A 23,323-nucleotide genomic window follows, 5' to 3' on the forward strand; every position below is an offset into this window, starting at 1 on the left:
AGTTAGCAAGAGAATTTATTGAAGTGGTGAAACCATGGAGAAAAAAGTAATTCAGTATATTGAAGAACAGGGAATTTTAGAGGCTGGCGATCATGTTCTCATCGGCGTATCCGGGGGAGCAGATTCGCTGGCTTTATTGTATTTTTTGGATAAATTTGCCAATTGGTTTCATATCTTTATTGGTGTCGCCCATCTTCACCATGGACTCCGGGGACCCGACGCCGATGAGGATGAAGCTTTTGTAAAGAAATTCTGTCAGGATCGAAAGATCCCTTTTTTTTCACGCCAGCGTAATATTGGAGTAATTTCTCAGGACGAGCAGATTTCTGTTGAAGAGGCGGGTCGTAAAGAGCGTTACGCTTTTTTTATGGCCATTGCCGCGACACATGGATATAATCGGATTGCCATGGGCCATCATATCAACGATCAGGCCGAAACGATGCTGATGCGTCTGATCCGGGGTACCGGTGTTAAGGGTGTGTCCGGCATTAAGGCCAGCCGCGATAATTTATATATTCGTCCCTTTCTCTGTCTGCAAAAAAAGGAAATTCTGAATTATTGTGAAATCAACAAACTGGCATTTCGTACCGATGCCACTAACTTGCAAAGAGATTATACCCGCAATAAAATTCGCCTGGATATTATGCCGATGATTTTAGAGATTAATCCCAGGGCTGAAGTTCATTTTAATGAATTTTGCAAAATTGCCAATGAATATGAGGCGTTTTTTGAGAAATATGTGGATCAGATTGAAGATCATATTCTGACCAAGAAAGAAAACCAGGTGTTACTTAACCGTGAGCGTTGGTTAAATGAAGAACCGGTGGTTCAGAAAGAAATCCTGCGGCGGTCGATTTTTAAATTTAAGGGTAGTTTAAAGGAAATTGAGTACAATCATATCACTGCTTTTTATAGTTTACTAAAAAGCGACAAAACTATATGGGAAATCCACTTCCCTCATGAGATCCAAATAATCCGCCGTTATGACCGGGTGTTGGTGACAGAAAAACAAAAAAGCGAAGGTTTTTTCATATCACCTAAGCGGATTATTCCCAATAAAACCTATCTTTTTTCGAAAGAACACCTGATTGTGGAGACAAAGTTTGTTAGCCAGGATGAATTTCGAAAAAAAAGGTGTATTTTTTCGAAAGAAATCAAAAATCATAGTGAAAAATATTTTGATTATGATAAAATAAAGGACATATTGGTTTTACGCAGCCGGCGATCTGGCGATTATTTTTATCCTTCGGGTATGACTGGGAAGAAAACCATTAAAAAGTATTACATTGATAAAAAAATTGACCGAGACCGAAGAAATGAAATTCCGTTGCTGGTGATCGATCACGAGGTGGTGTGGATTTTAGGTCATGCTATCAATCAGCGATTTTTGGCCGATGATGATACAAAAAATATAATTAGGGTAACATACCTTATGTTAGGAGAAAAGTGTGATAGCCGATATTCAGGAAATTTTGATTGATGAAAAGGCATTGGAGAAACGTGTCTCAGAACTTGGCGAAAAGATAACGAAAGACTACCGCGGAAAATATCCGATTTTAATAGGTATTCTAAAAGGGTCGTCGGTTTTTATGGCTGATCTGATCAGAAAAATCCCGATTCCCGTGGAGATTGATTTTTTAAAAGCATCCAGTTATGGTGCTGAAGCGCGCAGTTCTGGAGTCGTAGAACTGGAAACTGATTTATCGATGGATGTCAACGGGCGGAGTATTTTGCTGGTTGAAGATATCGTTGATACCGGAAACACCCTGAACTATTTATTGAACCGCTTTGAAAGTCTGGGGGCAGAAGAGGTCAAGGTCTGTTCGCTGCTGGATAAGCCAGAACGTCGAGAACAGCGCGTTATTGCTGATTATATCGGCTTTGAAATTCCCAATGAGTTCGTCGTTGGGTATGGCCTGGATTATGATCAAAAGTACCGAAACCTTCCTTTTATCGGGATTTTAAAACGAGAAATATATGAATAAAAATAACAGTAAAAAAAAGAATACAAACTTGAGAGGAGTGATGTCTTTTGAATAAATACCTTAAAATGATTGGATTTTATTTAGTAATCCTACTAATCATTATTGTTGCGGTAACCTTTTTAAACCCCATGAAGGAAGAGGTTAAAACCATCGTTTATAGCGAGTTGCTCACCGAACTGAAAAACAATCAAGTCGCTGAGATTGAAATAAACAACTCAACGGTCAAAGGCCAGTTACGAAATGGAGAAGCGTTTGAGGCGGTAGTCCCTCAATATGTAATTGATGAACAGGTTACGCCATATATTTATGAAAATGGTTTGGAGGTTGCAATTACCAAACAGCAGGATTCCTGGTGGATTTCATTAATTCCGTCGGTCGTACTGATTGTATTGATGGTGGTATTTTTCCTGGTCTTCAGCCAACAGGCTGGCGGCGGTGGCGGTAAAGTGATGTCCTTTGGAAAAAGTCGGGCAAAACTTCACGTTGAGGGAGAAACCAAGGTGACGTTTAAAAACGTTGCTGGTGCGGATGAGGAAAAAGAAGAACTTGAAGAGGTTGTTGACTTCCTAAAGGCGCCGGATCGTTACCGAAAACTGGGGGCCCGTATTCCCAAAGGGATTCTTTTAGTAGGCCCTCCGGGAACCGGGAAAACCCTGTTAGCCAGAGCAGTGGCTGGGGAAGCGGCGGTACCCTTTTTTACCATCAGTGGTTCAGACTTTGTCGAGATGTTTGTCGGGGTCGGCGCTTCTCGTGTGCGCGACCTTTTCGAAAATGCCAAGAAAAACGCCCCCTGTATTATTTTTATTGATGAAATTGATGCAGTCGGTCGTCATCGTGGTGCCGGCCTCGGCGGTGGACATGATGAACGGGAACAAACCCTGAATCAATTGCTGGTTGAAATGGATGGCTTTGGCGTCAATGAAGGCATTATTATTATTGCCGCGACCAACCGTCCGGATATCCTGGATCCGGCTTTACTGCGACCGGGACGATTTGACCGACAAGTTACGGTTGGTATACCCGATGTAAAAGGCCGGGAAGAAATTCTCAATGTTCATAAAAAAGATAAACCACTGGATGCTACAGTCGATCTGGGCACCATTGCCAAAGGAACACCGGGCTTTACCGGAGCTGATCTGGAAAACCTGATGAATGAAGCAGCACTTTTGACAGCCAGACATAATGGTAAATCGATCACCATGATTGAACTGGAAGAAGCGATTAAACGGGTCATTGCCGGTCCTGAAAAGAAAAGCAAGGTTATTAACGAGGATGATTTGCATATCACCGCTTATCACGAAGCCGGACATGCGATTGTTATGCACCTGCTGCCCAATTGTGACTCGGTTCATGAGATTTCGATTATTCCTCGGGGAATGGCTGCAGGGTACACCTTGTCGCTGCCGGATGATGATCGTCAGCATATGAGTAAAAGCAAATTGCTTGAGAACATCTGTGGTCTGCTGGGCGGACGGGCGGCTGAAAAAATTGCCCTCGACGATATTTGTACAGGCGCCAGTAATGACATTGAACGCGCCACTCACATTGCCAGAAGCATGGTAACCGAATGGGGCATGAGCGAACATCTCGGACCCATGACCTTCGGGCATCCGGAGAGTGGCGAAGTGTTTTTGGGTCGGGATCTGGGAAGATCGCGTAACTACAGTGAAGAAGTGGCAGCTGTTATTGATAAGGAAATTCGCACCATTGTGGAAAATGCTTTTGATCGGGCCTGTTCCATTCTCGAAACCCATCAGGAAAAGCTGGAAGAAATTGCTACCCGTTTACTAAGAGATAAAACCGTAACCGGTGAAGAATTCAAAGCCTTGTTTGAAGAACATCATGAAGAAGGACAGCCAGAAGAAGAAAAAATGGTTGAAGTTGAGATCGAAGCTGAAATTGAATAATTAGAATAAATAAAAGCCGTTTTTATAACGGCTTTTTTTAAGATATTAATTGATTCGATCGGTTAAAATAAAAGAAACAGGACGAGGAGGATGAAATGGAAGAACTGAAAGTTGGAACCAGTTATGAAAAGAAATTTTTTGTCAATAAAGAAGATACCGCTCTGGCTATGGGCAGCGGTGGCGAAGCCGTGCTGGCTACGCCCCGGCTGGTGACCTGGATGGAAAATGTTGCCTATGAAGGGGTGGAAGCAACCCAGTCTGAAACGAATACCACGGTGGGAACCTGTATTGAGCTAAAACATCTAGGGGCCTCACCGGTGGGAATGGAAATCCATATCAAAGCGACGCTGGTATCGATTGAAAAACGAGCCTTGACTTTTGATATTGACGCCTGGGATACAGTCGAAAAAATTGGCGAAGCCATTCACCACCGATTTATTGTCGATAAAGCCCGATTCAACGAGAAGGTTTTAAAAAAGCGGAGTCTTTAGGAGGAAACATGATTTTAGGGATTGATGTCGGAAATACAAATACAGAGTTGGCGGTGATGGTCGGGGATGAACTTCCATACTCCTGGCGTTTTGTTACCAAAACACCGCGTACCTCAGATGAATATGGGGTATTAATTAAATCTTTTTTCAGAAACTCAGAGATATCGGTGGATCAAGTCAGCAGTGTGATCATTGCGTCAGTGGTGCCAAACATTATGTATTCACTGACCAATGGCATCAAGAAATATATTGGTCTGGAACCGATGGTAGTGGGGCCGGGAATCAAAACCGGGATGCCCATTAATACCTCAGATCCATCAGAAGTGGGTGCAGATCGAATTGTGGATGCTGTGGCCGCCTATAGCATTTATGGTGGGCCGGTGATTGTGACCGATTTTGGTACCGCAACCACCTTTGATTACGTCACTAAGGAAGGTGCTTTTGCGGCCGCAGTAACGACGCCCGGGATTCAGATTGCCGTTGATGCGCTCTGGAAGAATGCCGCCAAGCTGCCCAATATCGAGATTAAGAAGCCCCCATCAATACTGGCCCGAGATACGGTCACCAGCATGCAGGCGGGTTTGGTCTATGGTTATATCGGTCAGGTGGAGTATATCATCGAACAGATCAAAAAAGAAACCGGTGTTAAGGATATGAAGGTGGTGGCAACCGGTGGTTATGGCCGGCTTTTTTATCAGGAGACAAAATCCATTAACGTCTATGATCCCCAACTGTCACTTAAAGGGCTTAAGATTATTCATGACAAAAATTATCGGTAAACAGGATGAACAGGGAAGAAATAAAAACACAAAAAAATAAACGACTTAAAATTGGGGATGTTTCAATTGAAACCCCTCTTTTTTTAGGACCGATGGCAGGCTATACTAATCTGCCGTATCGGTTGATTGCTAAAGAATTTGGAGCAGGGGTGGTCTTTTCAGAAATGATCAGCGGCAAGGGTTTATATTATAAAGATCATAAGACGGCCGATTTAATGCTGACTTGTGAAAAAGAAGCGCCAGCAGGGATTCAATTGTTCGGATCCGACCCGGAAATTCTAGCCCAAGTCGTTCGTGATGATATCAATATTACCGACTACGCATTTTTAGATTTTAATGCCGGCTGTCCGGCGCCCAAGATTACTAAAAACGGCGAAGGATCAGCCTTGTTAAAAACGCCGGCGCTGTTTTTGAAGGTCGTCAGAGCACTGGCACAAGCTTCAGAAAAGCCGCTGATTGTTAAAACCAGAATCGGCTGGGATGATCAGAGTATCAACATCCGCGCTATCGCTGCCGGGGTGGAGGAAGCAGGGGCGGCGGCCTTAACCATCCATGGCCGCACCCGGGAAGCTTATTATTCGGGTCAGGCCGACTGGGGAATGATTGCCGAGGTCAAGAAAAATGCCGGGATTCCGATTATTTTAAACGGCGATATCAATAGCGGTGAAGCGGCGCAAAGGGCTTTGGAAGAAACCGGGGTCGATGGTCTGATGGTCGGTCGGGCAGCTATTGGCAATCCCTTTATTTTTCGCGAAATCAACCATTATTTAAAGACCGGCACAGTCCTCGCAAAACCGACACCGGAAGAACGGGTTCAAGTTGCCATTCGGCATATCGATTTGCTGGCGCTGCTGAAAAATGAAGACGCCGGGCTCCGGGAAATGCGCAAGCATCTGGCAGCCTATACCAAAGGTCTTCATCATGCCACGGTGATCCGGAATGAACTCTTTCATGCACCGGATAAAGAAGCGGTGATCCGACTGCTGACCAGCGCCCTGGCGCAATAAAAAAGCCAATGATTAGTCTTATCTGTCTAAAGACGGACAATTGATTAATCATTGGCTTTATTTTTATGCTTACAGCAAATTTTCCCGGATCAGGGTTCGGGCTTCCCCAATCATATAAAGCGAGCCCACAAAAACATTAACCTCGTCTTTTCTGGTTAGGTCGATGCTTTTAACAGCGGCTTCCATGGTGTCGTAGAAATCGACACTTTTTCCGTAGTTCGTGTGAATCAGTGCAGCCATTTTTTCCGCCGGCATGGCCCGGTCACTGTTGGGAGTCAGGGTATGAATGGTGCTGGCGATGGGCACCAGATAAGACAAAGATTCCTCAATGTCCTTATCTTCTAACATCCCAAAAAACAAGTTGATGGTGCGGTTGGCAAAATATTGGTTGATATTGCTCACAAAAGCTTGAATCCCATTGCTGTTGTGTGCACCGTCAATAAGGACCACCGGATTTTTCAAAAAGATTTCAAAACGTCCGGGAAAGACGACGGTGGCCAATGCTTTTTTAATATCAGACGCACTGATTGTATATCCCTTACGGTTAAGCAGGGCCATAACTTCCAGAGCAGTCAGGCAGTTAAGCGCTTGATGATCGCCCAGAAGTTTTAAACAAAAACCATCTAGATAAAGATGATCACCCCGGTATTTAAGGGTTTGATTGTCGGTGGTATGGCTTAAAATGGAAATGTCATCCGGATTAACCAAAACCATCTTGGCATTTTTGGCGGCACCGAAATCAAGAATTACCGTTAAGGCTTCGGGGTCCTGGGGGTAAACAATAACATCGGAGCCCTCTTTGATAATCGCGGCTTTTTCAAAGGCGATTTCAGCTAGGGTGTTCCCCAGGTAATCAGTGTGATCATAGCTGACACCCATGATCACAACCGCCAGTGGATCGTTGATGATATTGGTAGCGTCAAGTCGTCCGCCCAAACCCACTTCAAGAACCACAACATCAACCTGTTGTTGATAAAAATACTGGAGCCCGACGGCGGTAACCATTTCAAATTCAGTGGGATGGGGTTCGCCCTGTTTGAGCAGGATTTCAATCCGCTGTTTAACAAAAAGGGTGGCAGAGACCAGACTGTCATCATCAATAGGCGCGTTGTTTAACTGTATCCGTTCGTTAAAAGCCTCCAGAAAGGGAGAGGTAAACAAACCGGTTTTGTATCCGGCGGTCTTTAAGATGGTGGCGATCATGGTGGCGGTGGACCCTTTTCCATTGGTGCCGGCAATGTGGATAAACTTGAGTTTATCCTGGGGGTTGTCCATGGCACCCAGTAACAGACGCATGCTTTCTAGTCCTAATCGGGTGCCAAACTTATGGGTTGCTTCAATGTAGCTGATGGCTTCGGTAACGTTCATTTTAAATTAATCCTCCTGAATGGGACAACAATTGATGCATTTTTCGGTAACCATGAATTGAACACTTTTGTCATGTTCTTCCATCGGGATGGTCTCAAAAATGAAGTCTTCCCGAATCAGCGCAACGGTGACGCAGTCGTCACTGATGGTTTCCAGAAAACGATCATAATAACCGCCACCAAAACCCATCCGGTGTCCAGAGGGTGAGAACGCGCAGCCGGGAACCATAACCAGATCGAGTTTTTTAGGATCGACAATCCGCAGGCAATCTTCACGTACTTCTAAGATCCCATAATGACCTTCTTCCAGATCATCCGGAAAATTGATCAGCTCTGAGAGGGTAATAGTATGATCGGAAATGTTGCAGATCGGAACGACAATGTGTTTGCCATCAGCTAAGGCTTTTTTGATGAAATCATGGGTGTAGATTTCAGTCCCAAAGCTTATATAGGTCATAATCCAGTTGGCTTTTTTATAAAGATCGCTATTTAGAAATTGTTCGATAATTTTAGCATCGGTGTCAGCACTGTAAATTTCTTTACGACGTGCCAGGGTTTTTTTTCGGAATAAACTTTTATCCATTTTTTTCTCCTAAAATTAAGATTAATTCACGATGACATTATAACATAAAGTGAGTTAACAACAAAAAAATATCGAGGGGAAATTTTATCAGAAATTTATCTTGAAAACAAAGGATTCTTGGTTATACTGGATATAGGACAGAAAAATAGTACATAAATAATACTCTTGGAAGAGTAAACAGAAAAAAGGTGTAAAAAATAAATGAAAAGACTATTAATCGCCTGTGAAACCATTCGGGATGAAGTTGAAATGGCATTGCAACACACTGGTGTAAAACTGGAAACCATCTGGATGTCCAATTTACTCCACGACTCTCCGGAACGGTTAAAAACGGCCCTTCAGGAAGAAATTGATAAAGCAGAAGATAACTATAATGAGCTTTTGTTTGCTTATGGTAATTGCGGAAACGGACTATTGGGGCTAAAAAGCGAAACGGCGACGATGATCATTCCCCGCTATGGGGATTGCATCGATATTCTTCTTTCAGAGAAAAAAAATCTGGAGCGGATTCGCACATCCACCTATTTCTTGACACAGGGATGGTTAAGGGGGGAAAAGTCACTTGACAAGGAGTTCCAACACAATCTGGAAAAATACGGTGAAAGTCGGGCCAGGCGGGTTATGGACATCATGTTTAAACATTATAAAAAGCTGATGCTCATCGATACCGGGGCTTATGCAGTGGATTTGCACCTGCCCCGCGTTACGGATATCGGGAAGCTCATCGGTCTGGAGGTGGTGGTGGATCAGGGCAGTATTTCCCCGCTGGAAAAATTGGTAACCGGTCAGTGGCAAGAGGGATTTTGCATTATTCCACCGGGTCAGGTGACCACCCATAATGATTTTGACGGGGTAGCGGTTCGCCCAGTGTAAGCGATAAAGCACTCTTTGAGCAAACACCCGCTTGAGTCAGTAATTGATTTCTCGGGTGTTTTTTGCGCAATGGAGTGAAGTGGAATCGTGGTTGCATGAACTTGGGAAAGTGTGGTATAGTGAAAGAAAAGAACTATTCAGTAACAGAAAGGACAAAATATGAATCAGTTTAGAGAACCAATAAATGCGTTAACCCATTTAATTGGTGCCATTCTATCTGTGTTTGGCATCATTGCCATGTTGATTTTAATTATTGTGAATGATAATGTGACCCCATTAACCCTGATTTCGGTCCTGGCCTTTGGGGTGGGGCTGATCTGTCTCTATGCCACCAGCTTTACCTATCATGCCGCCCAGGGGGATCAGCAAAAAATTCTACATCTTAAAAAATTGGATCATGCGATGATCTTCATTTTGATTGCGGGTACTTATACCCCTTTTTGTCTCCTTTGTCTAACCGGAACCATGCGGGTGACGATGATGGTGGCGATCTGGGGAGTCGCGTTGATTGGGATTATTCTTAAAGTAGCCTGGATCAATATGCCCAGGTGGCTGGGAACCGGACTCTATATTTTTCTGGGCTGGTTTGCCCTTTTTGTTTTGGGTCCCCTCTATCAGGCTTTGCCGCGGCCGGGATTTATGCTTCTGGTTGGGGGTGGCGTGATGTATACCATTGGCGGTGTCATCTATGCCATTAAAAAACCAAACTTTGGTAAAAACTTTGGATTCCACGAACTGTTTCACATTTTTGTTATTTTAGGATCACTGTGTCATTTTATTTGTGTTTTTTTCTTTATTCTTTAAGAAAAAAATGGTATTATAAAAAAATTGATATTAAAAAACAAAATTTTTATTGTATTTTTTTTAAAAACCGTTAAAATAGAATAGTATTGTTAATTGCATCACTGCAAAAAAAAAACTCATTTTTTGCAGTGATTTTTTATTGGAATAATCAAGAAAATGTAAAAGAAAAAGGAGCCTGAAAATTAATGCAAACTAAGTATATTTTTGTCACTGGTGGAGTAGTATCTTCTTTAGGAAAGGGGATTACAAGTGCATCGTTGGGTCGATTACTTAAGTCCAGAGGCTTAAAGGTCTCGATCCAGAAATTTGATCCTTATTTGAACTTTGATCCCGGAACCATGAGTCCTTATCAGCATGGGGAAGTTTTTGTGACCGATGACGGGGCAGAAACCGATTTGGACCTGGGTCACTATGAACGATTCACCGACGAAAACCTGTCCCAGTTTAGCAATGTTACCACCGGAAGAGTATATTGGAATGTGATTTCAAAAGAACGTCGGGGTGACTATTTAGGGGGAACTGTTCAGGTTATTCCCCATATTACCGATGAAATAAAAGAAGGGATTCTTCGCGTCACCGACTACAGCCATCCAGATGTGGTGATTACCGAAATAGGCGGAACAGTCGGGGATATTGAAAGTCTGCCCTATCTGGAAGCGATTCGTCAATTTAAGGGCGATCTGGGCGCTGAAAATGTCTTGTACATTCATGTTACTCTACTTCCTTATCTTGGAAAGGCGGGCGAACTGAAAACCAAACCAACCCAGCATTCGGTAAAAGAATTGCGGAGCATCGGAATTCAGCCGGATATTATTGTGCTCCGTTCCGAAAAGGAAGTGGAAGAAGGTTTAAAGGCGAAAATATCCCTCTTCTGCAATGTCGATAAAAAAGCTGTGGTTGTTAATATGGATGCCGCAGAGCTTTATGAAGTACCCCTGATGCTTGAAAAAGAAGGTCTGGCCGAATTGGTTTGTGAAAAACTTCATATCGATTGTAAAGAACCGGACCTGACCGAATGGAAAGACCTGGTTAAAAAGGCGAAAAGTCTGGAAAACAAGGTTACCATTGGCTTAGTTGGTAAATATGTCGAACTCCATGACGCCTATCTTTCCGTGGCAGAAGCCCTGCGTCACGGCGGTATTGGTAACAACTCTGAGGTTGTTATTAAATGGATTCATTCTGAAGACATCAATGAAGAAAATGTTGATCGGGTGCTTAAAGATCTGGATGGCATCCTAGTGCCCGGCGGCTTTGGCCACCGGGGTGTGGAAGGCAAGATCCATGCCATTGAGTATGCCAGAGAACATAAGGTGCCTTTTTTAGGTCTGTGTCTGGGTTTGCAGTTGGCAGTCATTGAGTTTGCCCGAAATGTAGTCGGTCTGGCCGGTGCTCATAGTATAGAGCTGGATCCGGAAACCCCTTATCCAGTTATCAATCTGATGGAAGAACAGAAAAAAATTATTGATATGGGGGGGACCATGCGTTTGGGATTATATCCCTGCGAGTTGTTGGAAGGTTCAAAAGCGAAAGAAGCCTATGGTGAGAAAAACATCAGCGAACGGCATCGACACCGCTATGAAGTCAATGATGATTATCTTGCGCAACTTGAAGAAAAGGGGATGATATTCTCGGGAATGTCACCTGACCGGGTTCTTGTTGAAATGATTGAAATAAAAGATCACCCTTGGTTTGTTGCGACTCAAGCGCATCCGGAGTTTAAATCCCGCCCCAATAAACCCCATCCGTTGTTCCAGAGCTTTGTAAAAGCTGCTTTGAACACTAAAGAATAGCGGATAAAAAAATCGAGATCCTAGATCTTGATTTTTTTTATGGGATGAGACACAAGATACGCCAACAGAAAAACTGTGGATAACTTTATATTTGTTGATAATAATTGTATAAAACTGTGGAGAACATAGGTTTTCCCTGTGGACAATGTGGATAACCTTGTTGATTAGCTGAGAAAACCCCAAACAACGCCAATGTAATGGTAAAACAATAAACAGGTCAATTGTGCATAAAAAATTGCCGATTGAACACAGCCTGTGGAAAATAAAATATGATTGTTACAAATCACAAATGGAGCTATAATAAAGATAGGCACAATAACTAAAGAGAAGTAAGAAAGAATTAAATGAAAGTTAAAGGAGTTAAGGGAACCATGCATAAATACGGATTTTTCAGAACAGCCTGTGCTGTTCCTAAACTAAAACTGGCAGACTGCCAGTATAATGTCAATGAAATGATGACCTTAGCGACGAAGGCCTGGGATCAGGGGGTTGAGGTGCTATTGTTTCCGGAGTTGGGAATCACCGGGTACACCTGTGGCGATTTGTTTTTTCAGCGGGAACTGCAGAAAAACGCGGTAAAGGCACTGGATTGTTTGTGTCAATGGTCTGATGGGAAGAAGATGCTTCTGGCAGTTGGCCTGCCCCTGGCCATAAAGGGGAGTTTATACAATTGTTCAGTGCTGCTAAACGATGGTCAGATATTGGGGATAGTGCCCAAAACCTATATTCCCAATTATCAGGAATTTTATGAAAAACGATGGTTTGCTTCGTCAAAATCGCTGTATCAAACTGAGATTACCCTTTGTTCGCAACGGGTTCCGATTGGAACCGATTTACTGTTTCAACATGTTCATCGGGAAGAATTTGTGATCGGTGTCGAAATTTGTGAAGACCTGTGGGTACCCATTTCACCCGGTAGTTTTCATGCCCTGGCCGGGGCTACCGTGATCCTTAATCCGTCTGCCAGCAATGAGGTGGTGGGAAAAAGTGATTACCGCAGAGAGTTGATTCGCTCTCAATCTGGCCGCTGCAATGCTGCTTATCTCTATGCCTCGTCAGGCTTTGGTGAGTCAACCAGTGATTTGGTGTTTGGTGGCAATGCGATCATCTGTGAACGGGGGATATTGCTCAAAGAACTGCCTAAGTTTAACCTGGGGAACGAACTGCTGATTACTGATATTGACGTCGAATCACTCACGCATGACCGGCAAATGCAGCATGGCTTTGGGGATTCAGCTGATCTTCTTAAGGATCATTCTTACCGGACCATTTTATTTGAAACTCCGGGAACCGATGATTTTGATCGGGAGGTATATCCTCAGCCCTTTGTTCCCGCTGATCCCAATCGGCGCAGTGAGCGGTGCGAAGAGATCTTTAATATCCAAACCATCGGTTTGGCTACCCGACTGGCTCACCTCGGCAATGCCCCAATGGTAGTGGGGATATCGGGAGGACTGGATTCAACGATGGCACTGCTTGTTTGTGTCAGTGTTTGTGATCGATTTGATATCCCCCGGGAAAAAATACATGCTGTGACGATGCCGGGCTTTGGCACTACTGATCGCACCTATGATAACGCGGTTGCTCTAATCAAGGGTCTAGGTGCGAGCTTCCATGAGATTTCCATTGTTGCCGCTTGTACGGCTCACTTTAACGACATCGGCCACCCTCTGGATCTCCACAATGTTACCTACGAGAATTCTCAGGCCCGGGAACGAACCCAGATTCTCATGGATCTTTCCAACAAGCTGGGGGGGATTGTCGTTGGAACGGGGGACCTATCGGAACTGGCCCTTGGTTGGGCTACCTATAATGGCGATCATATGTCAATGTATAGTGTCAATGCCAGTGTTCCAAAAACCTTAATCCGTTATCTGGTCAAGTGGGTAGCAGACCATTCGACCAAAGGAGAGATTAAAAAAATTCTTTATGATGTTTTGGATACCCCGGTTTCACCAGAACTGCTGCCCCCGGATGAGGACGGAAAAATCGCCCAAAAAACAGAAGAAACCGTGGGTCCCTATGAACTCCACGATTTCTTTATGTATCAAATGGTGCGCCACGGCTTCTCACCGGAAAAAGTATATTTCCTGGCCTGCAAAGCCTTTGAGGGTGTCTATCAAAAAGCGGTGATTTTTAAATGGCTAAAGCGCTTTTACCACCGTTTTTTCAGCCAGCAGTTTAAACGCAACTGCCTGCCCGACGGGCCAAAGGTAGGCTCAGTATCTTTTTCGCCGCGGGGTGACTGGCGCATGCCCGCCGACGCCCGCGCAACGCAATGGCTTAAGAGCCTGGAGAAAATGGAACCGATTGAGTAAGCGGTTATAAAAAAAGTAATTAGCTTGTGTCAAACACAAACCCAATACCGACAAGTGTAACAACAAATTAACCATTGATCGGTACGGTCGTTTATTGACAACCAAAAAGAAGCTGTTTGCAAACAGCTTCTTTTTAATAACTATTCTTTTTTAGAGTAGTGTTGGACGAGGACTTCATGTTTGAAGTTAATAAAATCCAAAATTTCCTTTTTACCCTCTTCATTGGCCATGGCGTAACCGAACAGTCCCAGCAGGTCTTTCATTTCCAACGGTTTAACCAGCTGTTCAGCCGAGTTTAAGGAGCCTTCTGATTTGAGCTTCGCATCATTAAGCGAGGTGGAATTGTCTGTTCGGCAGAGCAAATAGTCAACCGATACATCAAAATAATCCGCGATTTCAACAAGCAACTGGTTTTCGGGAAGGTTTTTATCCTTCTCGTACTTGGAAATCGAGCTTTTGTTTAAATCAAAATGCTCAGCAAAATCCTGCTGGGTCATATCCTTATTAATTCGCAGTCGTTTTAATCGTGTTCCAAAAGTAGACATGGTGTTTCCTCCATAAATTATTCATAATCTCAGTATGAATGAGTAAAATAAACACAGATGTGTTTAATCAGATTATACACCAAGTGACCATAAACTGACTATTAAATTTGCGAAAAGGTGCCAAATCGGAAATTATTAAGATCTTACGTGAATCATAGGCACTATTTCTTAATACATATTAAATAAAGCTTGCATTATTTAATATGTTGGTTTAAAATAAGGTGTTATATATTCGAGAAAGGATACTAAATGAAATTTACAGAATTAGAAATTAATGAACAATTGCTACAAGCCATTGAAGAAATGGGCTTTGTAGAAATGACCGAAATCCAGGAGCAAGCGATACCACAATTAATGATGGGAGGAGACCTCATTGGAAAGTCACAGACAGGAACAGGAAAAACTGTTGCGTTTGCCATTCCAGCCATTACGAAGCTTGACCCTTCTATAAAGAAAGTACAAGTTTTAGTTCTATGCCCAACCCGAGAGTTGGCAGTACAGGTCTCAGATGAATTTAAAAAAGTACTAAAATACCAAAAGAACATTAAAGTATTACCAATTTTCGGTGGCGCATCCATTGAAAACCAGATCAGAGACCTTAAATCAGGGGTTCAGATTGTGGTTGGTACCCCTGGCCGGGTAATGGATCACATGCGACGTAAAACCTTGAAACTTAGTGAGGTGTCAATGGTGGTACTGGATGAAGCGGATGAAATGCTAAACATGGGATTCCGGGAAGATATTGAATTGATTCTGGACGAAATCGCCCATGAGATTCAAACGGTGTTATTCTCGGCAACGATGCCAAAACCAATTTTAAAAATTGCGGAAACCTATCAGAAGAATCCGGTCCTGGTGGAAATTTCACCTAAAAACATGGTGGCGACCAGTATCGAACAAAAATACTTTAATATCAGTGATCACCATAAGTTTGAAGCCTTAACCCGATTACTGGATGTTTACAAACCACAACGATCCCTGATCTTTTGCAACACCAAGAAATATGTGGATGAAATTACCGATGATCTTAAAAAACTGGGTTATTCAGTGGATAAAATTCATGGCGACATGCGTCAGATTTCCCGGATGGCTGTTTTAAAAGACTTTAGCCGTGGGAAGTTAAATATCCTGGTAGCAACCGATGTGGCAGCCCGGGGAATTGACGTCGATGACGTCGATATTGTCTTTAATTACGATGTTCCTGATAATGAAGAATATTATGTCCATCGGATTGGTCGAACCGGGCGGGCAGGAAAAAGCGGTATCTCGCTGACCCTGGCGCGATCCAGAGATCAGTTTAGACTCAAAAAAATCACGGACTACACTAAAAAAAGCATCGAACGGGGTTTAATCCCAACGAGTGCTGTTATCAATGATATCAAGATAGCCCATTTCCACGAACGCTTCAAAATTCGTGCCGACAAGGGCGCTGAGACAGGTACCTTAGAGACCTATGTGAAAATTATTGATGAGCTGGTCGAAAAAGGCTACGCCGCTGAAACCATTGCGGCTGTTTTGCTGCAGGCTCAATTGCCACTTTCAGAAGCCGAAGATCTCAATACGGTTGAACGACGTCCACGACGCAATGACTCAGCTCCACGTCGCGATGGTCGAGACAATCGCGGTCGTCGCGAGGGTGGATCCCGTCGTGCTGGTCCGGAAAAAACAAAACGTCTTTTTATTAGCGTTGGTGAAAAAGATCATGCCCAAAAACGGGATATCCTGGGAGCCATTTGCGGTGAATGCGGGATTCCGTCTACTGCTGTAGGTAATATTGACATGTATGATAAATTTACCTTCGTGGATGTGGATGAAGAGCAGGCTAAAAAAGTAGAAAAGAAATTAAACGGAAAAATAATTAAAGAACGCAAAGTTAAAGTCGAAATATCAAAAAAGAAAAAATAGCAAAAGACTAATTAAAGTATCAATAGAACCTGGGTGTGAGGCTGACTTTGTCCTTGGATTCAGGTTTTTCATTTACTTTAATGTATGAATAACAAGGAGGTGCCTCATGAAAGACACTCAAACCGAAAAAAAGAATAAACTGGGCGTCGTTCCAATACCAAAGCTTCTCTTTTCAATGTCAATACCGGCGATCATTTCGATGATGATTCAAGCAATGTATAATATTGTGGACAGTATCTTTGTGGCGCAAATTGGGGAAGAGGCCTTAACAGCCGTTTCCCTGGCATTTCCCATTCAGATGATTATTATCTCCTCTTTTGTGGGTCTGGGAGTCGGAATTAACTCAGCTATTTCGAGGCGCCTGGGGCAGAATAAAAAGAGCGAAGCAGCTAATGTGGCGGAACATGGTTTTTTACTGGCGATGCTGATTGCAGCAGTGCTGGGCATCTTGGGCTTTTTCACGGCGGAAGCATTTATCAGTTTGTTTACCGACAATGCCAGCATCATTGCCCAGGGCCGGGCGTATTTAATGATTGTCACCACGCTTTGTTTTGGCAGTTTCATCACCCAGGCGGCTTATGCCACCTTACAAGGTAGTGGCGAAATGATCCAGCCGATGGTTGGACAAATTATCGGAGCAGTGGTCAATATTATTCTGGACCCCATTATGATCTTTGGATGGCTTGGCTTTCCGGCATTGGGAGTGGCAGGTGCGGCGATTGCCACGGTGATTGGTCAGATCTTTGGGATGGCCTATATGTTACTGGTCGTTTTTAAAAGCAGCAAAAATTATTTAAAACTCGATTATAAGGTGTTTCATTATGAATCGGCAATCATCAAAGATATTTTTAAAGTCGGATTACCAGCGGCGATTATGCAGGGGTTGGCGTCGCTGATGATTACCGGATACAATCTGATTCTGGCTGGATTTGGGATGTCGGCAGTGGCTGTTTTTGGGGTTTACTTTAAAATTCAGTCGATTATCTTTATGCCCATCTTTGGATTGGGTCAGGGGGCCATGCCGATCTTTGGTTTCAATTACGGAGCCAAAAATCGGGAACGGTTTAACGAAACCCTGAAGGTTGCAATGACCGCTGCCCTCAGCATTATGGCCTTGGGAACGCTGCTGTTCTGGATTTTCCCGGCTCAGATTATGATGGCTTTTAACCCTTCTGCTGAAATGATGGAAATCGGAATCAAGTGTCTAAGGAGCATCAGTCTGGCATTTCCACTGGCCGGGATTTCGATTATGCTCAGTGTCAGTTTCCAGGCCATCGGCAAGGCTTATGTCAGTATGATTGCATCTTTTATCCGGCAGATGATTGTGCTCTTGCCGGTTACCTATTTGTTGGCGCAGGCCGGTGGTTTGGATTGGATCTGGTACGGGTTTATCATTTCAGAAATGTTCTGTCTGGCTTATGAGTTGTTCATGTACCGATGGTATCAGCGAAATATTTTTGATAACTGGGAAGCCTCTCCAGTCGTGATGCAAAACTAACAGTCAGCTGTAAACAGTAAAAAAAAGATCTTCAAAAGACAATGTGCTTTTGAAGATCTTTTTTTTATATTTCGCTATTTTTGTTGATGACATCAATGCTCTGACAAATTAGGCTGTTCATCCGTTTGACCTCGCCGCAGAGAAACAGGTAGCCAATCAGGGTTTCAAAACCGGTGGCATAACGGTAGTCGGAAGGGTTCGCGTTTTTGGGAACCTGGGAGGCGGTGTTCCGGCCTCGTTTAACCATCCGCTCCTCCGTTTCAGAAAGTTCTGGTAGCAGCGTCCGGACGATTTGGGCCTGGGCACTGGCACGGACATAACAAATCGAGGTTTTGGTCATGACATTAACATTCTGGTGACCACAGCCGAGCAGATATTTGCGAATCAGATCCGAGAATATCCCATCACCAATGTAGGCCAGTGCCAGCGGATTCATGGCGGCGGCCTGTTCCCGGGTGTAGTGTGTGTCGATCGTGGCCTGGATGGCTTTTAGACGGTCTGACGTTTCTGGGGTTAGGCTTTTTTCCATTTAACACCTTCCCGGGTATCCTCCAGAACAATACCTTTAGCCAGCAGTTCATCCCGGATCTCATCGGCCCGTTTGAAATCTTTGGCTTTGCGGGCCGCCTGTCGCTGCGCGATCAGGTCTTCCACAGCCGCATCCAGATCGGTTTCTTTTTCTTTTTCCGCCAATCCTAAAACGGCAGTGAGTTCGGCAAAAATGTTTTGACCAGCAATGATCGCCGGTTTAGAAGAAGCGGCATTAAGCGTCGAGTTAAGATCCCGGACCAGCTCAAAAATAACGGCAATGGCATCGGCGGTATTGATGTCATCATCCATGGCTGCGACAAAATCGTGTTTGTACTTAACCAGCGAACCAATCCAGCCTTGTTCTGTTTCGGTGGACATCTCAGCGGTGGCGTTTGCAAGCAGGAATGCCATCTGGAATTTAGCGGTATATAACCGTTCCAGAGCATTGGCGGCCTGCTTTAGCAGCGGCTCACTGAAGTTAACCGGGCTGCGGTAATGAGCCATTAATAAAAACATCCGCACCGCTTCGAGATCAAAGGTTTTGGCAATATCCCGGACGGTAAAAAAGTTACCCTTGGATTTGGACATTTTTTCGTTGTCGATATTAATATAGCCGTTGTGCACCCAATAGTTAGCAAAGGGTTTGCCGCAGCAGCCTTCGGATTGAGCGATTTCATTCTCGTGGTGGGGAAAGATCAGATCCTGGCCGCCGCCGTGAATATCGATGGTATCGCCCAGGTGTTTTTTTGACATCGCCGAACATTCAATGTGCCAGCCCGGTCGCCCCTGGCCCCAGGGACTGTCCCAATAGGGCTCGCCTTCTTTTTTCTTTTTCCAGAGGGCAAAATCCAGAGGACTATGTTTTTCATCATTGACATCAATCCGGGCCCCGGATTTTAAATCATCGATGGATTGTTTGGATAATTTACCATAATCTTTAAAGGCATCAACATGATAGTAGACATTGCCATCGACATTATAGGCCAGTTCTTTTTCTTCCAGGGTTTTGATCATGGCGATGATTTCCGGCATGTGCTCACTGACCTTGGGATGGACCGTAGCGCGTCTGATTCCCAAGGCATCGGCATCGGTAAAATATTCAGCGATGTATTTTTTAGAAACATCGCCAGGCGAAATTCCCTCTTCGTGACTCCGGTTGATGATTTTATCATCAACGTCGGTAAAGTTCTGGATAAAGGTTACCTCGTAACCGGTATATTCCAAAAACCGGCGCAGCACGTCAAATACGATAAAGGGACGGGCGTTGCCGATATGAAAATAGTTGTAAACTGTGGGTCCGCAGGAATACATCCGGACCTTGCCCGCTTCAATCGGGATAAATGTTTCTTTCTTCTGGGTCAGGGTATTATATAATTTCATAAAGTTCACCTTTCAATTTATTTATTTACAGCAATGTGTTATGATAACATATTATACACTAAAGATAAGATTAAGTGTCAATGGATAAAATTTTTTAGGAAGAAAATTTCTTAATCAACCCAAAAGAATAAAAAAGAAATGAATGAGGATTCTCCATGGAAGCAAATACAAAACGAAAAGTTCTGGCCCAGGCGATTTTAGCCCTTGAAACCGAGGAGGATTGTAATTTATTACTCGAGGACCTGTGTACCATCAAAGAAATTGAAGACATGGCCCACCGTTTTGAAATTGCCTATCTACTATCCCAGGGAAAAACCTTCATCGATGTGGAAAAACTGACCGGAGCCAGCTCGGCCACCATCAGCCGCGTCAACCGCTGCCTCAAACACGGCAAAGGCTACCGCAACAGCATCGAAAAAATGAAAAAGGACCATACATTGGAGTAGTCTTGCGACGATAAACAAACTAAAAAGCAGTACCGACAATTGTTACATCATGTTGTAGGCATCAAGGCGGACATGGCAGCGCCTGTCCGAGCTTGCAGCATACAACAGATTAACAATTGATTGGTATGGTAGTTTGCAGGATCCTGAATCTTATCTAAAATTTAATATTAAAGGAGTTGAGTGTAGTGATGAAGGCTGTGAAAAAGTCGAAGAAGTTGGACAACGTTTGTTATGATATTAGAGGACCGGTGGTTGAAGAGGCGGATCGCATGGAACGGGAAGGCATTGACATTATCATGCTCAACACCGGGAATACAGCCCCCTTTAATTTAAATGCCCCGGATGAGATTATTCAGGATATCAAATATAATATGCGGCCGGCCGAAGGCTACTGCAATTCTCAGGGGATTTTCTCAGCCCGAAAGGCTGTGGTTCAGCATTATCAGACCAAGGGTCTGATGGATCTGAAGGTGGATGATGTTTTTCTTGGCAATGGGGTCAGTGAACTGATTCTATTTTGTATGCAGGCGCTGTTAGATAATGGGGACGAAATTCTGGTTCCGTCACCAGACTACCCGCTGTGGTCAGCTGCGGTTAACCTATCGGGCGGAACCGCTGTCTATTATACCTGTGATGAAGAAGATGAGTGGAACCCCAATCTTTTGGATATTGCCAGTAAGATTACTCCTAATACCAAGGGAATCGTGGTCATCAATCCCAATAATCCCACTGGTGCCCTTTATCCCAAAGATATTCTTGAGGGGATCGTCGATCTGGCCATTGCCAATAATTTGATTATTTTTGCCGATGAAATTTATGATCGGGTTCTCTATGATGATGCGGTTCATATCCCGATGTCAACGCTGACCGAGGAGGTGCTGGTGGTAACGCTCAATGGTTTGTCAAAATCTCATCGGATTCCCGGTTATCGGGTCGGTTGGATGATTTTGACGGGTAACAAGGAAGGGGCCAGGGATTATATTGAAGGGATTAAAATGCTTTCCAATATGCGGATGTGCTCCAATGTTCCCGGACAACATGCGATCCAAACCTCTTTAGGCGGCTACCAAAGTATCAACGATCTGCTTAAACCTGGAGGTCGGCTCTATGAACAGCGGGAGATTGTCTGTAAGCGAATCAATGCGATACCGGGTCTGTCCTGCGTTAGACCCAAGGCCGGGTTTTACGTCTTTCCCAAGATTGATACAGAACTTTTTAATATCACCAGCGACGTCCAGTTTGCGCTGGATTTTCTCAAAGAAGAGCATGTTCTGATGGTTCAGGGAACCGGTTTTAATTGGCCTCATCCGGATCATTTCAGAATTGTCTTTTTACCCCATCCGGAAGATCTGTTGGAAACCATGGATCGACTGGAACGGTTTATGGCAAACTATCAACAAGAACAAGTTTTAAGAACGGAAGAATAATGAAAAAACAATTAATGAAAAGCAAAAAACGAGCAATTCTGGCCGGCGTCTGTGCCGGTCTGGGGGAATACTGCAACACTTCGCCCTGGATTTTCAGAGGGTTGTTCCTGTTGCCCTTTTTTCTTAGACTGATGCCGGGGATCCTCAGCATCATTGTCTATATTCTGCTGGCGGTGGTACTCCCGGGTAATCAGCGGATTGAGGATGTGGTTGAAGTGGATTATGAGATTATTGATGATGAAAATGATGAAGAAATCATTGACTTCAGCGACGAAAAGTCAGGCACCAAAGAAAAGGTAAAGTAAATGCTGGAAAAAAGAATCATTACAAAATCAAGTCAGGAAACCTTTGATTTTGGAAAATCTCTGGGGGAAGCCATCGACTTCCCCCTGATTGTTTTTTTACAAGGGGATATGGGGGCTGGAAAAACCCTGTTTTGTAAAGGCTTTGTGGCCGGAATGGGAATTGATGATGAGGTCACCAGTCCCACCTACACCATTGTTAATGAATATGGTAATCCGCCTGGAATTTTTCATTTTGATTTGTACCGGCTTAAGGATTCACAGGAGCTTTATGAGATGGGCTTTGAAGATTACCTCAACCAGGGCTGTACGCTGCTATTGGAGTGGCCGGATCTGATAGGGGAAAATAACTTTGAGCCCCGGCTGGAAATTGAGTTAAAATCGCAAATCGATACACCAGATGAGCGGGAAATAGTTTTAAAGACGAACAATGAAAAAGTGGCACAACGACTAAATTCACTTTAGCCCAAAAACGGCAAGCATTATTTCATAGAGGGCGGGTGTACCGATTGGTCATGACGGATGGCCTGCTTCTCGATCGATAATAATTATAATAAGGTGGCAAACATGGAAAAACCTCTAACCAGCGTAATCATTCCTGCCGCAGGAATGGGACGAAGGATGAATGCACCAATCAACAAGCAGTATCTGACAATAAATGGGAAACCAATCTTAGCCCATACCCTGGATGTTTTTGAAAAGTGCCCTCTGATTAATGAAATTGTATTGGTGATTAATCAGGACGAGTTTAGCATCTGCCAATTGCAGGTTTTAAAGCCCTATCGCTTTAAAAAGATAAAACTGGTGCGCGGTGGTAATACCCGGCAGGAGTCAGTTTATCGGGGGCTCAAAGCAATTAATCCCAGGACGGATCTGGTGATGGTTCACGATGGCGCCAGACCAATTATCCAGGAGTCGGTCATTGTCCGAAGTATTTTAGAAACCATTGAACATCGGGCCACTACCGTGGGCGTGGCAGCTAAAAACACCATAAAAGTGATCAGCAAGGATGGCTTTGTTGATCATACCCCAAATCGGGATGACCTGGTTGAAATTCAAACTCCCCAAACCTTTGAGTATGGTCTTTTAAAAGAAGCCCATGAACAGGCGATTTTGTTGGGGATTGAGGGAACGGATGATGCCTTTCTGGTAGAACGTCAGAATGTACCAGTAAAAATTGTAACTGGCCACTACACCAATATCAAGATTACAACCCCGGAAGATCTGATTATTGCCGAGTCGATTATTAAACGGTTGTTGAAAAATGATAAAAAAGCACGGAAAAATTAAAAGATTATTAATAGAAATAAAGAATGAAGTGAAAATAGCTGATATTTTATGCAGTTTTTCGCTTCATTCTTTATTTATTGGGGAATAAAAGATAT

Annotated in this window: 22 protein-coding genes; 17 read left to right on the top strand and 5 right to left on the bottom strand. The window is 43.8% G+C overall.

Annotation, left to right across the window (positions count from 1 at the left end; all coding sequences use genetic code 11):
- Positions 1–34 precede the first annotated feature (34 nt).
- From tilS to dusB, 6 genes are all read left to right on the top strand, one after another.
- Entirely contained in the window at positions 35–1,480 is a 1,446-nt protein-coding gene (tilS, locus tag ACIZ62_RS02885; RefSeq protein WP_111888036.1) for a tRNA lysidine(34) synthetase TilS, read from the top strand.
- Complete coding sequence (gene hpt / locus ACIZ62_RS02890; RefSeq protein ID WP_414151187.1) at positions 1,449–1,985, top strand: hypoxanthine phosphoribosyltransferase; 537 nt, start codon at positions 1,449–1,451, stop codon at positions 1,983–1,985. The genes tilS and hpt overlap by 32 nt, the downstream gene beginning before the upstream one ends.
- A 65-nt stretch (positions 1,986–2,050) precedes the next feature.
- Positions 2,051–3,892, top strand: a complete 1,842-nt coding sequence (gene ftsH / locus ACIZ62_RS02895) for an ATP-dependent zinc metalloprotease FtsH (RefSeq protein ID WP_111889726.1) — start codon at positions 2,051–2,053, stop codon at positions 3,890–3,892.
- A 95-nt stretch (positions 3,893–3,987) separates the two neighbouring features.
- Complete coding sequence (locus tag ACIZ62_RS02900) at positions 3,988–4,383, top strand: thioesterase family protein (protein WP_414151188.1); 396 nt, start codon at positions 3,988–3,990, stop codon at positions 4,381–4,383.
- A gap of 8 nt (positions 4,384–4,391) precedes the next feature.
- Positions 4,392–5,162: a type III pantothenate kinase gene (locus ACIZ62_RS02905; RefSeq protein ID WP_111888034.1), complete on the top strand. Its 771-nt coding sequence runs from the start codon at positions 4,392–4,394 to the stop codon at positions 5,160–5,162.
- 5 nt (positions 5,163–5,167) lie between these two features.
- Positions 5,168–6,169 (top strand): tRNA dihydrouridine synthase DusB, encoded by a 1,002-nt coding sequence (dusB, locus tag ACIZ62_RS02910; protein WP_414151189.1) that lies wholly within the window; start codon positions 5,168–5,170, stop codon positions 6,167–6,169.
- A gap of 69 nt (positions 6,170–6,238) precedes the next feature.
- Here the strand turns inward: dusB and ACIZ62_RS02915 are convergent, their stop codons facing one another.
- Together ACIZ62_RS02915 and ACIZ62_RS02920 are read right to left on the bottom strand one after the other, a co-directional pair.
- Complete coding sequence (locus ACIZ62_RS02915; protein WP_414151190.1) at positions 6,239–7,537, bottom strand: bifunctional folylpolyglutamate synthase/dihydrofolate synthase; 1,299 nt, start codon at positions 7,535–7,537, stop codon at positions 6,239–6,241.
- 6 nt (positions 7,538–7,543) lie between these two features.
- Positions 7,544–8,119: a 5-formyltetrahydrofolate cyclo-ligase gene (locus ACIZ62_RS02920; protein WP_414151191.1), complete on the bottom strand. Its 576-nt coding sequence runs from the start codon at positions 8,117–8,119 to the stop codon at positions 7,544–7,546.
- Positions 8,120–8,320: 201 nt separating this feature from the next.
- Here ACIZ62_RS02920 and ACIZ62_RS02925 point away from each other — a divergent pair, with 201 nt between their 5' ends.
- From ACIZ62_RS02925 to ACIZ62_RS02940, 4 genes are all read left to right on the top strand, one after another.
- Positions 8,321–8,992: a DUF1638 domain-containing protein gene (locus ACIZ62_RS02925; RefSeq protein ID WP_111888030.1), complete on the top strand. Its 672-nt coding sequence runs from the start codon at positions 8,321–8,323 to the stop codon at positions 8,990–8,992.
- 159 nt (positions 8,993–9,151) lie between these two features.
- Positions 9,152–9,796, top strand: a complete 645-nt coding sequence (gene trhA / locus ACIZ62_RS02930) for a PAQR family membrane homeostasis protein TrhA (RefSeq protein ID WP_111888029.1) — start codon at positions 9,152–9,154, stop codon at positions 9,794–9,796.
- A 185-nt stretch (positions 9,797–9,981) separates the two neighbouring features.
- Complete coding sequence (locus ACIZ62_RS02935) at positions 9,982–11,586, top strand: CTP synthase (RefSeq protein WP_111888028.1); 1,605 nt, start codon at positions 9,982–9,984, stop codon at positions 11,584–11,586.
- A 344-nt stretch (positions 11,587–11,930) separates the two neighbouring features.
- Positions 11,931–13,904: an NAD(+) synthase gene (locus tag ACIZ62_RS02940; RefSeq protein ID WP_322519486.1), complete on the top strand. Its 1,974-nt coding sequence runs from the start codon at positions 11,931–11,933 to the stop codon at positions 13,902–13,904.
- A 140-nt stretch (positions 13,905–14,044) separates the two neighbouring features.
- Here the strand turns inward: ACIZ62_RS02940 and ACIZ62_RS02945 are convergent, their stop codons facing one another.
- Positions 14,045–14,449 carry a helix-turn-helix domain-containing protein gene (locus ACIZ62_RS02945; protein WP_111888026.1) on the bottom strand — a complete coding sequence of 135 codons (405 nt, stop codon included), beginning with the start codon at positions 14,447–14,449 and terminating at the stop codon, positions 14,045–14,047.
- A 249-nt stretch (positions 14,450–14,698) separates the two neighbouring features.
- Between ACIZ62_RS02945 and ACIZ62_RS02950 the strand changes: the two genes are divergently transcribed.
- Both ACIZ62_RS02950 and ACIZ62_RS02955 read left to right on the top strand, forming a co-directional pair.
- Positions 14,699–16,354, top strand: coding sequence for a DEAD/DEAH box helicase (locus tag ACIZ62_RS02950; protein WP_111888025.1), 1,656 nt, complete (start codon positions 14,699–14,701; stop codon positions 16,352–16,354).
- A gap of 106 nt (positions 16,355–16,460) precedes the next feature.
- Positions 16,461–17,852 carry an MATE family efflux transporter gene (locus ACIZ62_RS02955; protein ID WP_111888024.1) on the top strand — a complete coding sequence of 464 codons (1,392 nt, stop codon included), beginning with the start codon at positions 16,461–16,463 and terminating at the stop codon, positions 17,850–17,852.
- 64 nt (positions 17,853–17,916) lie between these two features.
- Here the strand turns inward: ACIZ62_RS02955 and ACIZ62_RS02960 are convergent, their stop codons facing one another.
- Positions 17,917–18,381, bottom strand: coding sequence for a Mini-ribonuclease 3 (locus tag ACIZ62_RS02960; protein ID WP_322519487.1), 465 nt, complete (start codon positions 18,379–18,381; stop codon positions 17,917–17,919).
- A complete protein-coding gene (cysS, locus tag ACIZ62_RS02965) occupies positions 18,366–19,763 on the bottom strand; it encodes a cysteine--tRNA ligase (RefSeq protein ID WP_322519488.1) in 1,398 nt (465 codons plus the stop codon). Before cysS ends, ACIZ62_RS02960 begins: the two co-directional genes overlap by 16 nt.
- Positions 19,764–19,918: 155 nt before the next feature.
- Between cysS and ACIZ62_RS02970 the strand changes: the two genes are divergently transcribed.
- From ACIZ62_RS02970 to ispD, 5 genes are all read left to right on the top strand, one after another.
- Positions 19,919–20,209, top strand: a complete 291-nt coding sequence (locus ACIZ62_RS02970; protein ID WP_111888021.1) for a YerC/YecD family TrpR-related protein — start codon at positions 19,919–19,921, stop codon at positions 20,207–20,209.
- A 188-nt stretch (positions 20,210–20,397) separates the two neighbouring features.
- Entirely contained in the window at positions 20,398–21,636 is a 1,239-nt protein-coding gene (locus ACIZ62_RS02975; protein ID WP_111888020.1) for a pyridoxal phosphate-dependent aminotransferase, read from the top strand.
- The gene (locus tag ACIZ62_RS02980; protein ID WP_111888019.1) at positions 21,636–21,941 is read left to right on the top strand and encodes a PspC domain-containing protein; all 306 of its coding nucleotides are present in this window, start codon (positions 21,636–21,638) and stop codon (positions 21,939–21,941) included. Before ACIZ62_RS02975 ends, ACIZ62_RS02980 begins: the two co-directional genes overlap by 1 nt.
- On the top strand, positions 21,942–22,403 hold the full coding sequence (gene tsaE, locus ACIZ62_RS02985; RefSeq protein ID WP_414151192.1) for a tRNA (adenosine(37)-N6)-threonylcarbamoyltransferase complex ATPase subunit type 1 TsaE: 462 nt from the start codon (positions 21,942–21,944) through the stop codon (positions 22,401–22,403).
- Between the two features lie 102 nt (positions 22,404–22,505).
- Positions 22,506–23,228 carry a 2-C-methyl-D-erythritol 4-phosphate cytidylyltransferase gene (gene ispD, locus ACIZ62_RS02990; RefSeq protein ID WP_242988655.1) on the top strand — a complete coding sequence of 241 codons (723 nt, stop codon included), beginning with the start codon at positions 22,506–22,508 and terminating at the stop codon, positions 23,226–23,228.
- Positions 23,229–23,323: the final 95 nt, after the last annotated feature.

Source organism: Acetobacterium carbinolicum, assembly GCF_047456275.1.
Classification (GTDB): Bacteria; Bacillota; Clostridia; order Eubacteriales; family Eubacteriaceae; genus Acetobacterium; species Acetobacterium carbinolicum.